The organism is Segatella copri (genome assembly GCF_015074785.1).
In the GTDB taxonomy this organism is placed as follows: Bacteria; Bacteroidota; Bacteroidia; order Bacteroidales; family Bacteroidaceae; genus Prevotella.
The window spans coordinates 260,629-277,147 of the sequence record NZ_CP042464.1; the positions used below are offsets into that span (position 1 = coordinate 260,629).

12 protein-coding genes are annotated in these 16,519 nt (G+C 46.3%); 7 read left to right on the top strand and 5 right to left on the bottom strand.

Going from position 1 to position 16,519, the window contains the following annotated elements:
- Positions 1-192 precede the first annotated feature (192 nt).
- Complete coding sequence (locus FO447_RS01070; protein WP_200757302.1) at positions 193-3,594, bottom strand: Ig-like domain-containing protein; 3,402 nt, start codon at positions 3,592-3,594, stop codon at positions 193-195.
- Positions 3,595-3,944: 350 nt separating this feature from the next.
- Between FO447_RS01070 and FO447_RS01075 the strand changes: the two genes are divergently transcribed.
- Both FO447_RS01075 and FO447_RS01080 read left to right on the top strand, forming a co-directional pair.
- Complete coding sequence (locus FO447_RS01075) at positions 3,945-5,063, top strand: ATP-binding protein (RefSeq protein ID WP_200757304.1); 1,119 nt, start codon at positions 3,945-3,947, stop codon at positions 5,061-5,063.
- A 361-nt stretch (positions 5,064-5,424) separates the two neighbouring features.
- Positions 5,425-6,126 carry a hypothetical protein gene (locus FO447_RS01080; RefSeq protein ID WP_200757306.1) on the top strand — a complete coding sequence of 234 codons (702 nt, stop codon included), beginning with the start codon at positions 5,425-5,427 and terminating at the stop codon, positions 6,124-6,126.
- Positions 6,127-6,199: 73 nt separating this feature from the next.
- Here FO447_RS01080 and FO447_RS01085 read toward each other — a convergent pair whose 3' ends face one another.
- A complete protein-coding gene (locus FO447_RS01085; RefSeq protein ID WP_200757308.1) occupies positions 6,200-8,017 on the bottom strand; it encodes a pectate lyase in 1,818 nt (605 codons plus the stop codon).
- Positions 8,018-8,134: 117 nt separating this feature from the next.
- Entirely contained in the window at positions 8,135-10,759 is a 2,625-nt protein-coding gene (locus tag FO447_RS01090) for a glycoside hydrolase family 88 protein (RefSeq protein ID WP_200757310.1), read from the bottom strand.
- 283 nt (positions 10,760-11,042) lie between these two features.
- Here FO447_RS01090 and FO447_RS01095 point away from each other — a divergent pair, with 283 nt between their 5' ends.
- Positions 11,043-11,639 carry a sigma-70 family RNA polymerase sigma factor gene (locus FO447_RS01095; protein WP_022120800.1) on the top strand — a complete coding sequence of 199 codons (597 nt, stop codon included), beginning with the start codon at positions 11,043-11,045 and terminating at the stop codon, positions 11,637-11,639.
- Here the strand turns inward: FO447_RS01095 and rpe are convergent.
- Both rpe and FO447_RS16160 read right to left on the bottom strand, forming a co-directional pair.
- Positions 11,636-12,289 (bottom strand): ribulose-phosphate 3-epimerase, encoded by a 654-nt coding sequence (rpe, locus tag FO447_RS01100; RefSeq protein ID WP_117727141.1) that lies wholly within the window; start codon positions 12,287-12,289, stop codon positions 11,636-11,638. The genes FO447_RS01095 and rpe overlap by 4 nt on opposite strands.
- A 13-nt stretch (positions 12,290-12,302) precedes the next feature.
- A complete protein-coding gene (locus FO447_RS16160) occupies positions 12,303-12,431 on the bottom strand; it encodes a hypothetical protein (protein WP_022120798.1) in 129 nt (42 codons plus the stop codon).
- Between the two features lie 578 nt (positions 12,432-13,009).
- On the opposite strand from FO447_RS16160, the gene trpD reads away from it, so the two are divergent.
- From trpD to trpA, 4 genes are all read left to right on the top strand, one after another.
- Positions 13,010-14,014, top strand: a complete 1,005-nt coding sequence (gene trpD / locus FO447_RS01105; protein ID WP_181975250.1) for an anthranilate phosphoribosyltransferase — start codon at positions 13,010-13,012, stop codon at positions 14,012-14,014.
- A 144-nt stretch (positions 14,015-14,158) separates the two neighbouring features.
- Positions 14,159-14,965, top strand: a complete 807-nt coding sequence (gene trpC / locus FO447_RS01110; protein ID WP_117727140.1) for an indole-3-glycerol phosphate synthase TrpC — start codon at positions 14,159-14,161, stop codon at positions 14,963-14,965.
- Positions 14,966-15,093: 128 nt separating this feature from the next.
- Positions 15,094-15,714, top strand: a complete 621-nt coding sequence (locus FO447_RS01115) for a phosphoribosylanthranilate isomerase (RefSeq protein WP_200757311.1) — start codon at positions 15,094-15,096, stop codon at positions 15,712-15,714.
- A gap of 12 nt (positions 15,715-15,726) precedes the next feature.
- On the top strand, positions 15,727-16,503 hold the full coding sequence (gene trpA, locus FO447_RS01120) for a tryptophan synthase subunit alpha (RefSeq protein ID WP_117727138.1): 777 nt from the start codon (positions 15,727-15,729) through the stop codon (positions 16,501-16,503).
- Positions 16,504-16,519 lie beyond the last annotated feature (16 nt).

A 16,519-nucleotide genomic window follows, 5' to 3' on the forward strand; every position in this document is an offset into this window, starting at 1 on the left:
ACGTTTACAGATTTTTGCGTAAATACTATGTTTCTTACATTTCGATGGTCTGTTTTCTCAGTTCCCGTTTTTGCTGTTTCGGGAGTTGAGGGAACAAAAAAAGTGCAATATCCGGCACCCTTCTGAAAGAGGATGGGGATATTGCACTCCGAATATTATCTGTCAATCTAATTACTTATGGTCTCTGTTTCTTTACTTTACGATGACCTTGCTTGTCTTCTTGCTGCCATCTGCCAGGGTCTTCACAATGATGTTGATACCCTTCTGAAGATTTGAGAGCTGGGTGCCGTCGGCTGCATAGATGGCGGTCTTGATGACTGCAGCATCTGTAGCTGCGGCGATATTGCGGATGCCGGTGCCCTGACCAACAACTGTAGCTTCGCTCAAACCGCCCATCTCGTTGGCTGCACGTACGCTCCATGTTGCAGAGGCGTCATCAACGATATAGCTAGGAGTGATGGTGACGTCTACTACCTTGCCGTTCTTGCATACTGCCCAGAGAAGCGCGTAGTCGTTATTGTCCCAAGCGAGGGTTGTGCCGTTCAACTTTACGTTGGTTGGAGCTGAAGCCTGCTCGGTAGCTGCAGTTGGATCCCAGTCATCATCCTGACCCATTACAGTTTCAATGGTGTAGGTTGCTGCTTCCTCTGCTGTGAGGATAGGGTCTCCTGCTGTTTCATTACGACGGTTTACATAATTGTCACCATCCTTTGAGTCGTAGGCATCATAAACTTTCTTTCTGTCCTTGAGGTCAACTACGCTACCTGTTGATGTGTATGAGTTGTATTCAGCGAAACGCTTAGGGTAACCGCCACTCATCTCGTTCCATCCTGCTGCTGATGGGATAGCTTCCATCTTGGTGTCGATGTAGAGTGCAATAGGTGTGCCTTTGCCCCATGGACGTCCCAAGGTGTAGTTACCATTCAGGTCTTTTGCCTCAGTAGCATCCTTGATGGTACAGTCTTTGAAGATGTAGCCATACTTCTTAGGCTGAGAAGGAACTGCGAGATAGCCTCCCTTTTCACAGATCCAGAGTTCTACATTATTATAATATACATCACCCTTACCGCAGAGGTAGTCGGTACGACCACGAAGGATTCCGTCTTCGAAGTAGAATTTACCGTTCTGGTTGTTTGATACGTAGGTGTCCTGGTAAGCCCAGAGGCTTACGTTCTTACAGATGGTCTTGTTGCTCTGGTCGTTGAGTACGATGTCGCGACCTTTGGCATCACCCATACTGCTGTACATCTTCAGATCCTGGAAATAGGTGTTTGTTGCTCCCTTCTGCAAGCAGAGTACGTCACCCTTGCCGATACCTTCCAATACGTTGGCTGATTGGCCTGAGTTTGGAACGGTGTTGGTCAGTGAGGTGTTGTCCATGCCTTCACCAATGATTGATACGTTTGGCGTATTCATATAGGTGGTTGGGTTAGCATAACTCTTGCCGTCGCTACCTGTTACCTTACTCTTCTCGTCTGCAGGAATCTTGTAGTCGCCCTGTTTGATGAAGATGCGGAAACGCTTGCTGGTATCTGTACGCTTAGCTGCTGCATCAAGTGCTGCCTTGAAGTCTCCGTCGGTTGGTACGATGAAGTCGTAGAGTGCCTTGGTTACAGCTGGCTTGGTCTTGGTAGTGAAGTTCAGAACGATTTCCTGGTCTGTGGCATTGTCTGTCAAATCGGCTACCGAACCTGCAGCGAGTTTGAAGGTATAAGCCGTAGCGTAGTTCAAACCTTTGTATGCAAAGGTGATGGTCTTGCCGGATACTGCTCCTTCAATCTTTTGTGTGCCGAGTGTAGCGGCTGCGTTGCCGGTGAGTTTTACCTTCTCATCGAAAGTCAATACAATCTTGCCGTTGGCAGATGCGTTAGTTGCGCCTTCTGCTGGTACGGTGTTTACGAGTACAGGTGCCTTGCCGTCGTTTACGAGCTGGGCAGTACCTGTGATATAGATACCTGCTATTGCAATTCCGTCGTTGTTGCCTGTTGTTCCCTTGATAGAAGAAGTCTTGTCGGCAATCCAGCGGATGTATACTTCTGCCTTGTTGTTGGCATCGGATGGGAGAGTGAACTCTCCGTCTGTCCAGGCTTTGGCTCCTGGCATCTTGATGGCACCTACTTTGGTCCAGACGGTGCCGTTGAGAGAGTATTCTACATTATATGTTTCGTATGCGTTATAATTGTAGAGCATGCTGCTCTTTACCTTGATGTCGGTAAAGGCTGTTGCGTTGACCTTGGTTTGCCAGTAGGTCTCACCCAGTGGCTTGGTTTTCTTGGAGGTCCAGTTTACTGCTGCATTCTTTCCTTCGTAGCCGCCAGCACTGTTGCTCTTGTCGAGCCAACCGTATGTATTTCCGTCTGCATCGCGTAGGATGAGCTGGTCTACATCGTTGTCTTCTGCAGCGAAGTCTGCTGTACGACCTTCTCTTGCTGACTTATAGAAGTCCCAGCCTGCGATGAAGTCTTTTGCAGAATATGCAGCAGTGAATGACTGGTCGGCGTTCATGTTTATTTTGCGTTCTGCTCCTGTTTCACCATCATTCCAGTTGGTAAAGGTGAGGATGTCGTTGCTGCTGGCTGTGAGGGTTACTTCTGTTCCCTCTTCATACATGTTCTTTCCTTCAACAACGGTTGGGACAGGAGAGGCACTTATCATATAGTCTTTTGCTCCACCTTCAACCTTGTAATTCAATGCGTAGGTGTTTATCTTCTCAAAGTTTGCCTTCAATGCTGTGTTGGCAGAGATAGAGAAGGTGTATGCTTCATCTGTAGATACCACCTGGTTGTTGGCATCTGTCCAGTTGACAAACTTGTAGCCGAAATTCTTTGTTGCTGTTACGGTGATTGATGTCTCTGCATCAAATACGGTTCCTGCAGGAGATACTTTGACTGTTCCTGCTCCTACGGTTGAAACGGCAGCCGACAGGGTGTACTGTTCAACCTGCTGAACGGTTCCGTTCAAGAGACCATTGATGTGTACATCGGCAAAGCCTTGCTCCTTAGTAGAGCCAACGCCGACGGTGCAACTTAGCGTGAAGCCTTCAGCTGATGTCAGTTGGGCTTGCTGCTCGGCAGTGAGCTGGATGACGATATGGTTGGTCAGGTTTTCATTTTTCGAAAACTTGTCAGTCTCTGTTGTCTTGCTCTCTCTTAATGCCGTGAAATTACCCAAGTCTACAGAAGTTCCGTCGCTAAGTTTTGCGGTTACGGTTACTCCATTTTCTGAATCTGTACCGAATCGGTTTACATAGGTACTGATAGATGTTGGGGTGAATGTAAGACCCTTGCTTGGTTTAACGGTCCATTCTACGGCTTTTGTTGAACCAACAGGTCTGAAACCTGCCATGACCATCTGGTTTCCGTCTTTGTCTTTTGTAGTCTGTGATGTCTTGAGAAAATACTTCAAGTCACCGGTGTTTACGGAAACCAGACTGAAACCATTTTCTGGTGATTTAGTGTACTGCGTAGCGTAGTTGTCGTCATTAAACGGCCATGAAACGCTAGCTTCTTCGTTCTGGTAGGTTTGCGCATTTGCCACTACCATAACAAACAGGGCAATGAGTGAGAGCCCAAATCTGAGTAGATTCTTTTTCATTTGTTTGCCTTTTAGGTTGTTATACTTATTATAATTTTTATTTTCAGTTTATATTTTAAGTTTATTGTTGCAAAATTACACTTATTATTTCTATTTAAGAACTTTTTGTTTCAATTTTGTTGTAAAAGCTACGCAATCGTTTTCGTACATTTCCGCCTTTTTATCTCTTTTTGCCAAATGAGAATTAAGTCGTACTTTTGCAGGCAAAAACAAACTACTAAACTTTAGTAAGGTATATAGAGGGTGCTTTCATTTCTTGATAAGTGAAAGTTAAGTTATTTGATTTTTTCTTTGGTTAATTCAGATTTTCTTTGTAATTTAGCCGCGCAAAACGTAAAGCATGTAGGAATATGGTAAAAATAGTAAATAAATATCCTGTAGGAATTCAGACTTTTGAAGAAATTCGCGAGAAAGGTTATCTCTATGTAGATAAGACCAAATACATCGTGGATTTCAGAGAAAAAGGTATGAAGTATGTCTTTCTGAGTCGTCCAAGACGATTCGGAAAGTCGCTTTTTGCCTCTACTCTTCAAGCTTATTTCGAGGGTAGAAAGGAACTCTTCGAGGGATTGGCAATAGCTGATTATGAGAAGGAATGGGTGAAGCATCCTGTGCTTCATTTTGATATGAGCGGTGCCAAGCACTTTGATGCTGATGCCTTGAACAGTTATCTGAATCTACAGCTTTTGCCCTATGAAAAGCTATACGGTAAGGGAGAAGGTGAAAAATATCCTAATGAAAGACTGGATGGTATCGTAAAGCGTGCTTATGAGCAAACGGGCGAAAAGGCGGTTGTCATCATCGATGAATATGATGCCCCATTGCTGGATGTGGTACATGAGAAGGAGAACCTGCAGCCCCTCCGCCGCATCATGCAGAACTTCTACAGTCCTCTGAAAAAGCTCGACCCATATCTGGAGTTTACCTTCATTACGGGTATCACCAAGTTCTCGCAGCTCAGCATCTTCAGCGAGCTGAATAACCTCGATAACATCAGTATGTTCGACCAGTATTCGGCTATCTGCGGTATCAGCAAGAAGGAACTTACCACTCAGATGAAACAGGATATAGAGGCATTGGGAGAAGACCTGGGTATGACGTATGAGGAGTGCCTGGCAGAGCTGACAAGATTCTACGACGGCTATCATTTCAGTAAGAAATCTGAAGATGTATTCAATCCGTTCAGCCTGGTAAAGGCACTGAATGCACGGGATATTGCTCCTTACTGGTTTTCCGATTTATACATCCATAAAACAGTAAATGAGTACCTTTGTAATTTTGATGTTGCTAAGAATTATAATATTGGGGATTTGCCTGAAATTCCTTTTGGGGAGTCAGACATAATTCCTTTCCTTTATCAATTTGGAATTCTCTCAATAAAAAAATATAACCCTATTATTGGAGTATATACTATAGGTGTACCTAATGATGATATTCGAAAAGGGATATCTGATTCCATATTCTGCTGATGGTAAACGCTTGTTCAAAATTGGTGTTAATTACGATAGTAATCAGCGGACAATTAGTGATTGGAAGATAAAGGAAGGATAAAATACTGTACTTTAGTATATAGTTCTGCAACGGGCTGAAGGGACTGCTATCTCTTCAGCCCGTTTGGTGTCTGCTAGCTAAAACTCTCTTATATTCTGGTACTTGACGTTTGAATTTACGTAATCGTTTTCGTAGTTTTAGCTCATTTTGGTTCAAATTTTTCTGAGATTCTCAAAATGATTTGCTAAATTTGCCAACGAAACAAAAGTAAATGAAGCAAACTAAAATAAAGTTATTCTGCAACTAATTAATAATATATAAACTTAAAATAAAACGATTATGAAGAAATTCTTTACTCTTATCGCAGCCGTAGCTTTGGCTGCTAGTGTTAATGCTCAGGGAACTTATGCTGTGCAGGTAGGTGACAAGGTAAATGCTGGTGATAAGATTACGTCAGTAAAAAATGTCACTTTGACTTATATGGAGAATGCTGGTACTGCTTTTGCAGATGGTAAGGCTATCGATAATTGGGCTGATGGTGATTTTACTGCTTACGTATGTGGTAAGAACAATGGTAAGTTGGTGAAAGGAGCTGAGCCAACTGGATGTGTTTATAAGTTCGAGACTGCAAATGCAGGAACTTTAACTGTAGCTATACAGATGGGAGCAACTAAAGGTTTCCATATTTTGGATGCTGATTTTGCTGAGGTGACTCCTGCTTCTTATAATTTGCCAAGCGCAAAGGATGGTGAATCTCAGAAATTCACACTGAACGAGAAAAATGAAAATATTATTGCCGCAAAGTCTAATGGTATAGTAACCTTCAACGTTGCTGCTGGTGGTACATACTATGTGCTTGCTGCAGGTACTAGAATGGGCTTCTTTGGCTTTAAGTATACGATAGGCACTAGCACCGGCATTTCTTCTGTAAACGCTGCCGCAGCCAAGAAGAATGGTAAGACCTATAACATGGCTGGTCAGGAGGTTTCTTCTTCTGCCAAGGGTATTGTTATCAAGAACGGTAAGAAGTATGTAAAGTAACAGATTGTGTAAACAGATAAAACAAAAGGGCATTCCCAAATGAGGGGATGCCCTTTTTGTTTTATAAGAAGTTTTATTCCTTTATTACCTTATCCACTACGGTCTTTCCGTTCTTAAACAACATCTTGCGGATGTTGATTCCTTTTTGAGGAGCAGAAAGGAGGGTGCCGTTGAGACTGTAATACTTTACTTCGGCTAATTCACTGGGATTGGAGGTGATAATCTGCGAGATGCCTGTAGGGTTCTTCCATGCAGGATAGTATTCATCTACCTTGTTCTCTGCATCGGCATTGCCCTGCTTCATGATGTCCTCAACCAGCGAATTGGCGTAAACCTCAAGGTTGGTGTAGTACTCCTTGCTGTCAAGCGAGTAGGTAAGGGCATCTGAGGCGTCGTTTGGATCTAAGCCGTTGGCAATCTCCCATGCATCTGGAATTCCGTCCTTATCAGTGTCGAAGTCGGCAGGGCGAGAAGCGGTGCCGAAGTTTGCCTCGGTGTAACCTTTTACATCTGATACCTTGTCGATGATACCAGGCGACAGGGTGATGCTTCCCTTATACAGTGCCGTTCCCGTTTTAGCCTCTTCCATGTAGCGTGCATCTATCTCATCGCGGTAGAGCGAGGCTCCGCCGTATGCCAGAACCTTGCTGAATGCTTCGGCTGCAGAGTGGGTGGTAATCTCTCCCGTAGGAGCAGGATTATCCATCTTGATCTTGACGCAAGACTTGCCGCTGATGGTTACATGGGCAACATTGTCACCATAAAAGTTTTTGGCATCCGGACTGTAGTATTCTCCGTTCAGGCTTGGAATGCCTTTGTCGTAGCTGATACCTTTCCAATCCTGATTCTGGGTAACAGAACCCTTGGTGGTTTCGGTGGTGTTTCCGTTGATGAAGTAACGGCTGGTCATGTCGTATAACTCAGGATGATTCTTGTCGGAATTACCGCTGTTAGATAAGGTAACCAGGGTGATACGTTTCTGGCTGCCACGTTCCTTGCCTGTGCTTACATCTACCTTGATGCCGTTCTGGGTTGTTTCTTTCAAACTGTGGCTAGGCCCTGCCTTATAGTAATTGTTGACGATATTGATCTGTCCGCCGCCCGGACCTCCGTAGCAGGTACCCTGCGCATTATACATCACGCAGTTGCGGAAGTCTACGTTTTCTGCCTGCACGGTGTTCTTCCACTGGTAGGTAGAATAATCCTTGTTGCTGGTGTAGCCTGTCCATCCGTATCTTGCGCCATTAAAACGTGGACCGCGGTTCATGAGATGACCTACGAAGTTGTGGTGGAAGTTGGCGAGCTTACCGCCCCAGATGCCTCCGTAACCATGTGCTCCCTTAGAGTGGCCCGGATTGGTGAGACTCTCGGCAACGGTACACCACTGCATGGTGAAATTGTTGTTGTCGTAGAATGAAGCCACCTCATCGATGCTCCAACTGAAGGAACAGTGGTCGAAGATGATGCCGGTCTTGTTGCGCTGCCAGGTAGCATCCGCACCGTCATTGATGTTCTTTTCCTCTCCGCGGCGTATGCGGAGGAAACGGATGATGTTGTTGTTGCCCGGTTGAACGGTGTAATATCTGAGGGTGATGCCCGGAGATGGGGCAGTCTGTCCGAGGATGGTGATGTTGTCACCTATCTTGAGATCAGACTTCAGGGCGATGACGCCAGCCACATCGAAGACGATGATTCTTTTACCAGACTTGACAGCCTCTCTGAAAGAACCCGTTCCGCTGTCGTTGAGGTTAGTTACGTGTACTACTCTTCCGCCTCTTCCGCCGGTTACGTATCTTCCGTGACCTTCTGCGCCCGGAAAGGCAGGAGTTTGTGCCAAAGCAGCAGCACTCATAAGCGCTGCTGCCATTGTTGTGAATATTTTCTTTTCCATCGGTGAGAATTCTTTAAATTCAGTTTACAGTTTAGTTAATAGTTTATAGGGCAATCTTGCTATACGGCGAAGCCGCTGTAAACTATAAACTATTAACTGTAAACTATAAACTAAGTTTTACTTATTCAGTCCCTGCATTTCCATTTCCAGACTAGCCCAGATGAAAGGACCTACGCCCTTGGCATCATTGTCGCGGATTGGCTCGCTCATGTAATAGTCGAAGCTTCCATCGCGCTTGAAGTTTGGCTTCTTGACGTATGGACCAGGGCCAGGACCGAGTCCGCTGACAGCACAGCAGCGGGTAAGGCTGATGGTCTTGTCAGAATTTACCTGGATGAAGTTGTTCAGGATTCCCTCATAAGCCTTGATACCTGCTTCCTGATATTCCTTGCCGAGGTATCCCTTGCGGTAACCCTTGAGGAGAACATAGGCAAACATGCTTGAAGCGGTGCTCTCGAGGTAGTTGCGAGGATCCTTTACGTCCATCACATCGTACCATACACCCGTCTTCTTATCCTGATATTTCACCACGCTCTTCATTGCCTTATTTAATAAGGTGATGATTTCGCCGCGGCGGGTATAATCTTCTGGCATGGCTTCCAGACATTCGGTCATGGCCATGACGTACCATCCGAGGGCTCTTGCCCAGGTATGCTGGCTCTTTCCGTCTTCCTTGTTTGCCCAGAACTGGCTGTGGGTTTCGTCCCATGCATGCTTCCAGAGCTGGGTCTTCTCATCGTAGGTACGCAGGTCGGTCTTCACAATCTGGTCTACCGCATCGTCGAGAATCTTCTTCGCCTTCTTAGGCTTGAGGTTCTGTACGGCGTAGTTGCAGTAGAAAGGCAGCCCCATGAAGATGCCGTCGAGCCATACCTGGTTGGCGTAGATAGCCTTGTGCCAGTAAACGCCTTCCTTGGTGCGAGGCTGGTTCTGGAGCTGTTTGAAGAGCGTCTTCAGTGCCAGTTCGCTGCTCTTGCTAGGGAAGAGGTTGTGCATGCGGAGGATGAACTTCGCGGTGCGCACATTGTCGAGATTGAAATCCTCATATTTGTAGCCTGTGATGTTTCCTTTTTCGTCAATCATCTTGGCTGGATATTCTTTCAGGTAGTTGATGATAGCCTCGTTGTTGGCTTCGGCATCAGCTCCCTTGAAGGTGCTCTTTCCGCCTTTGTAATGGAGATAGGTGTCGAGCATGCCTTCCATCTCAATGCCCATCACGTAGCTCCAGCGAGGTTTCTTCGGGCTGAAGTCGAGGTTGTATGGGTGGGGAGTGCGCTGCATCTCGCTGTGGGTGAGCCACTCTGAATAGGTCTGGTAAGGACGGTCTTCCTTGTTGAGAACCAGGGAACCGTTGATGATGAGGTTGTCGAACTTCACATCGCGGGTCTTGCCGGTCATCTTGACAGGCTGCTTGATGACACCATCGAACTTACAGTTCTTTACATGGATATCGTATACGTTTTCTATTTTGTTTCCACCGATGATGAGCACACCGTAGTTGCTCTTCTGGCAGGTAACATCTTCCATGCTCACGTTGCGCACAGTAGGTTCAAATCCGCGGTAGCAAGCCTCTTTTGGCTCATAGTCGAGGTTGATCTTGAGCACGGCTTCCTTGCACTGGCCTACGGTAACCTTGCGCATGTGGATGTTCTGGATGAGTCCGCCGCGGCAGTTGTTGGTCTTGATGCGGAGGATGCGCTCCAGATGAGGAGAGTCCATCTCGCAGTTTTCGGCGTATACATTCTCGCATCCGCCTGAAATCTCGGAACCGATGACTACGCCACCATGTCCGTCTTCCATCCGGCAGTTGCGGATGATGATGTTTCTGGATGGTTGGTTCCAGAGACGACCGTCGTTGTTTCGTCCGCTCTTGATGGCGATGCAGTCGTCACCGGTGTGGAAGATACAGTTCTGGATGAGTACATTCTCGCATGCTTCAGGGTCGCATCCGTCTCCGTTAGGTCCTTCGTTCCATACGGTTACGCCGTCTACTGTGATGTTCTTGCAGAGCAGAGGGTGCATCACCCAGAAAGGTGAATTGATCATCTTGACATCCTTGATGAGGATGCGCTCAGAGCGTACGAAGTTGACGAGCTGAGGGCGGAGACCCTGTCCCATGCCGAACTTGCGCTCGTCAAAAGGCACACCGTCTTCAGCCATCTTCAGCAGTCTGGTACGTGATCCCATCTTCTGGTGTTCCTTGGTTACGCCCTCCTTATATCCGAATCTGGCATTACCGTTCATTGGCCACCATGTATCGTTGTTACCACCTCCATCGATGGTACCTTTACCAGTGATGGCGATGTCGGTAACCTTGTAGGCATAGATGCATGGAGAATAGTTCCAGCATGCGATGCCCTCCCATGAGGTGCGTACCAGCGGATAGAGTTTCGGTTCGAAGGCAAACTGCAGTACGGCACCCTCTTCGAGATTCAGTTCTACTAAGCTCTTCATCTCAATGGCTCCTGTGCGCCAGGTACCCTTCGGGATGACTACGGTACCGCCACCTTTTTTAGAAACGAGGGCGATGAGCTTGTTGATAGCCTTCTGGTTCTGTGCAGCCGAAGCGTTCTGCTTGGCTCCATAGGCAGAAATAGCATACTTCTTAGCTGCCTGCTTGATGTCTGGCAACTGTATGCTCTGTTCAATGCGCTGATATTCAGCATCGTTCCATCCGTCGGCCCAAGCGCAGGCTGGGATGAGAAGCAGAGCAACGAGTAAGGTCTTAAAGAATTTCTTCATTGTCTTTGTTCTAGTTTTATGATTATTTGTATTTATGAATTCGTTTGTATTGATCTGTTTATTCGTTAGTCGGGTCTTACGTTTAACACATCGCTGCAAAGATACGAATTTTATTTGTAAAACAGGTGCTGGTAATGTTAAAATTAAATGTTTTTGGAAAAATGTTTGGTGTTTTGAAAATAAAATGTTACCTTTGCAACGATAATTAACATTATTAACGCAATAAATACTGGGTAGCCTATTAGATAGACATTTACTTAATGAATAAAATAAGATTAAGAAAATGAGTAAACTCAATGAAATGACAGACGAAGAGTTGGCCCTGGCTTATGTCGGGGGCGACAACAGAGCCTTTGACCTGTTGCTTTCCCGCAACGAGGTGAAACTTTTCTCTTATATCCTTTTCGTGGTTCACGACGAGGATCTGGCGAATGATATCTTCCAGGAGACATTCGTAAAGGCAATCAGTCGTTTACATGCTGGCCAGTATTCCAGTTCGGGCAAATTTATTTCGTGGTTAATGCGCATAGCGCATAATGTCATCATCGACGGTTATCGCAGTCAGTGTGTGTTCCGCATGGTAGAACAGGGGAACGATAATGATCTTTCCTGTCTGCGCGGCGAAGATTTTCAGGCAGACTGTGCTGAGCAGGAGATGGTACGCAAACAGGTGCTCCGTGATGTGAAGAAACTGGTAGACTTTCTGCCGGCTCCACAACGCGAAGTGGTTTATATGCGTTTTTATCAGCAGATGTCTTTCAAGGATATAGCCGAGTGTACCAATGTGAGTATCAATACGAGTCTGGGAAGAATGCGTTATGCGCTCCTTAACCTCCGCAAGATGGCTAAGGAGCACAATATTTATCTGAATCTTGATTAGTGGAGTTCTTTCAAGGCATGGATGGTAGCATAAGGGTCTGTGCTCTTGAATACATAACTTCCGCTTACCAGCACGTCTACTCCGGCTTTTACCAGTCTTGGAGCAGTTTCTGCCTGCACACCGCCATCTACCTCAATGAGTGCCTGGCTTCCGCTCTCTTTGATGAGCTGGCGCAGACGGCCTATCTTCTTGATGGTGTTCTCGATGAATTTCTGTCCGCCGAAGCCTGGGTTAACGCTCATCAAAAGCACCATGTCTACATCGCAGATGATGTCTTCCAGCACACATACCGGGGTAGAAGGGTTGAGGGTAACTCCTGCCTTCATGCCTGCTGCATGAATCTGCTGGATGGTGCGGTGCAGATGAGTGCAGGCCTCGTAGTGCACGTTCATCATCATGGCACCGAGCTTGGCAGTCTGCTCAATGTAATTTTCCGGGTGCTGTATCATAAAGTGGACGTCGAGGGGCTTGGTGCACACCTTGCTTACGGCTTCTATCACAGGGAAGCCGAACGAGATGTTGGGCACGAAGACACCATCCATCACATCGAGGTGGAGCCAGTCGGCCTCACTCTTGTTAATCATCTCTATATCACTCTTCAGGTCAATGAAGTTGGCTGAGAGCAATGAAGGGGATACCATTGTTTTCATCTTTCTTCTTCTGTTAGTTAGGATAGCACACCTTTAGCTTCCCATTTTGCACCATGGTATGATAGGAGTAGGCTATCTGCTTGATGAAGTAGATGGTCTGAGCCGAAGGTCTCATTTTCTTTGGTGTAAATACTTGCTTCATAGGCGTGAATCTTTAAATTTGAATAATACTTCTTGTTATTTGTTGATTTCAGAACGGGCATGTCTTGAGGATGAGTTTTCCTCTTTCCGTAACCTGTTCTCTAAATAAATAACGGCGTGTTGGGAAATTTATTACATTCTGGCGAAATAATTTTTTCTTTTTCTTTCTCCCTATATATAATAAGGTATAGTGGAGAAAACGTGAGACGAAAGTGGAGAAAAAGGGGTGCTGGATGATAAAATAGTGTTAAATCTTAAAATTTCTCGACAAAAAGTTTGCAGTTTAAAAGAAAAACTGTACTTTTGCAGTAGAAATGAAGAACGAAGGAGAATCTTTTCGTTAAAAAGAAAGAAACGCCTCGTTTTTGGTAGTAACAAACAATTAAAAGAAAAAGCAATATGAATACATTCGTATCTACATCATGGTGGTGGCGTAACTCAAGATTCCAAAAGTCGTGAGTCGAGACGCCGTATGTGGATGTGAACAACATAATATACTAGGGGCCTGCCGTAACTTACGACAGGCCCCTTTTCTTTTACAACGAAAAATAAAAACAAAAAATATAGGAGATATTAACTATGGAAATGAAGGACATTTTGAACAGAATGTTGAACCACGAGGAACTTTCTCGTGAGGAAACCCGAGACATCATTGTAGGAATCACCAAGAGTGAATTTCCTGAGGAACAGATTACAGCCCTGCTCACCGGTTTGCAGATGAGAGGCGTAACGGTAGATGAACTGCTCGGTTTCCGAGACGGAATTCTTGCTACAGGTGTGCCAGCCATCCTGAATTGCGACCGCTACATTGACGTGGTGGGAACCGGTGGCGACCGCAAGAACACCTTTAACATTTCTACTACTTCCTGCTTCGTCATTGCGGGTGCGGGTTACAAGGTGGCAAAGCACGGCAACTATGCGGCTACTTCGGTGAGCGGTGCCAGCAACGTCATCAAGAACCACGGTGTTCAGTTTACCGATGATATAGACAAGCTGAACCGCAGCATCAACGAGGCAGGCATCGTTTATCTTCATGCCCAGCTCTTCGCCAAGGCCATGAAGTTTGTGGGTCCTATCCGCAAGGCTTTGCAGTTTCCTACCGTGTTCAATCTGTTAGGTCCTCTTGTTAATCCTAGTCAGCCTAAGTGCCAGTTGCTGGGTGTAGCCAATCTCGACCAGATGCGCCTCTACAACCAGGTTTACCAGAAACTAGGCATTGATTTCGGCATTGTGAACAGCATCGACGGATATGATGAAATTTCACTCACCAGCGACTTCAAGGTAACCACCAACAACTATGAGAAGATCTTCAAGCCTCAGGATCTCGGTTTCGAGATAGCCAAACCGGAAGAGGTGCGAGGCGGAGCAACCGAGGAAGAGGCTAAGGACATCTTTGATGCAGTGCTTGAAAACCGTGCCCTCCCAGCCCAGAAGAACATCGTTCTCGCCAATGCAGCCTTCGGCATCCAGGTAATGGAGAAGGGACAGAAGAGCATAGAGGAATGTGTGGAGATAGCAAGAGAGAGCATTGACTCGGGTAAGGCGCTCGCTACTTTCAAGAAATTCGTAGAGATCAATAGTTAAAGGTAAAAAGGGCTTTTAAAAGTAAAAAGGTAAAAGGGTAAAAAGGTAAAAAGAGCCTTAACACCTTTGTTCCCCTTTGCGCCCCCGTTCCCAGCGATTCCATCGCTGGTCCCCCAATAAGGTTAAAAAGTAAAAACGAAAGAAATGGCTGATATTTTAGAGGAAATTGTGGCTCATAAAAGAATCGAGATTGAGCAGCGAAAGCGCTTTATCCAGCCACGGCAGATGATAACCCTCACCGAGCAGAAAATGCAGGAAGATGGGGGAAAGGTGCCGGGCGGAAGCATGAAGGAGTCGCTGATGAACTCGGAGACGGGAATCATCGCTGAATTCAAGCGCAAATCGCCTTCCAAGGGCTGGATCAAACAGGAAGGTAAGCCGAGCATCATCCCGCTCGCCTACCAGCAGAACGGAGCCTCGGCGCTCAGCATCCTCACCGACATTGATTACTTCGGAGGATATGATGAGTATATTCAGGAGGCGCGCCATGTGGGCGTTACCCTACCTATCTTATATAAGAACTTTGTGGTAGAGGAATACCAGCTGCTGCAGGCGAGATACTGCGGAGCTTCTGCCGTGCTGCTCATTGCGGCCTGCTTGACCAAGGAGGAGTGTAAGCAACTCATGAACATGGCACACCAGCTGGGCATGGAGGTACTGCTCGAGATGCATAATGAGCGCGACTTCGAGTATGCTGAACTGGAACCGGATATGTACGGCATCAACAACCGAAATCTCGGAACCTTCTTTACGGATGTGGAGAACAGCTTCAGATTGGCAGAGAAACTTCCGAAGGATGTGTGCAGGGTGAGCGAGAGTGGCATCTCCAACCCGCAGACGGTTCTCCGGTTGAGAGAAGAAGGCGGCTTCAGAGGTTTCCTGATGGGCGAACAGTTCATGAAACAGGCAGACCCGGGCGTGGCGCTTGCAGAATTTATTTCTAAATTATAGGATTGTTTGCTCCTAACGCCCTGAAAGGGCAGAAGCTCCTAGCCCAGGGCATCGCCCTGGGTATAATGGCAATCAGCAAGGCGCCCTGTAAGGGCAAAAGCTTTAATGAAGAATAAACAATAAAGAAAATGTTTGTAAAGGTTTGTGGAATGCGTGAACCTGATAATGTAAAGCAGGTTGCGCAACTCGGCGTTGATATGATGGGATTTATCTTCTATCCTAAGTCTCCACGGTATGCCAGTCATGTGGTGGCTCGCTCTGATGCTGACCGCAATGTGTGCCGAGTGGGAGTCTTCGTGAATGATTCCATTTCCAATATGTTGGATAAAATTCATTCATTCTCTCTGAATGCGGTGCAGATGCATGGAAGCGAGAGCAGGGAACTGTGTGAGCAGCTGCGTGCAGCAAAGGGGAATATGAAGATAATCAAAGCCATTAGTGTTTCCACTGCCGGGGACATTCAGAAATATAAGGAGTATGTAGGCGCTGTTGACTACTTCCTTTTCGACACCAAATGTAAGACGGTGGGCGGAAGTGGTCAGCAGTTTGACTGGCAGGTTCTGAATGAATATGATGGCGATGTTCCATTCCTGTTGAGTGGCGGCATCGGTCCGGAAGATGCTTCCCGCATCCTGTCTTTCCATCATCCCCGATGCGTAGGAATCGACCTCAACTCCAGGTTTGAGATAGAACCGGGACTGAAGGATGTAGAGAAACTCAAGGAATTCCTTTTAAAGGTAAAAAAATAAAAAAGTAAAAAAATGAATAAGATAAATGCATTATTTGCACACAATAAAGACCGCAAGCTTTTGAGCTTGTATTTCTGCGCCGGATGTCCAACTTTGGAAGGTACCGGTGATGTAATTAAGGCGATGGAGCGCAAGGGGATAGATATGATTGAGGTAGGAATCCCTTTCAGTGATCCTTTAGCTGATGGTCCTGTTATCCAGAGTGCCGGAACCGTGGCTCTGAAGAACGGAATGACGGTGAAGAAACTCTTCGCTCAGTTGAAGGAAATCAAGGATGAAGTGCAGCTTCCACTCGTGCTGATGGGATACCTGAACCCAATCATGCACTACGGCATTGAGGCTTTCTTCAAGAGCTGCGTAGAGAGCGGAGTGAGCGGCACCATCATCCCAGACCTTCCCTTTGATGATTATCTGAAGGTGGTAAAACCCATAGCCGACAAGTATGACATCCGTGTCATCATGATGATTACGCCAGAAACCAGCGAGGAGCGCATCCGTTTCATCGATGAGCATACCGATGGATTCATCTACATGGTCAGTTCGGCAAGTATCACGGGCGCCCAGAGCAGTTTCGGCGATGCCAAGCTGGCTTATTTCAACCGCATCAACGGCATGAATCTGCGCAACCCACGCATGATAGGTTTCGGCATCAGCAACAAGCAGACCCTTACCAGTGCGCAGGATAATGCGGCGGGAGCCATCATCGGCAGCAAGTTTGTAACCCTGCTCAATGAAACCGGTGATCCGGATAAGGCTTTAGATGGGCTTTTTGAGTGCCTCGAAAAGTAGTTGATAGTTAACAGCG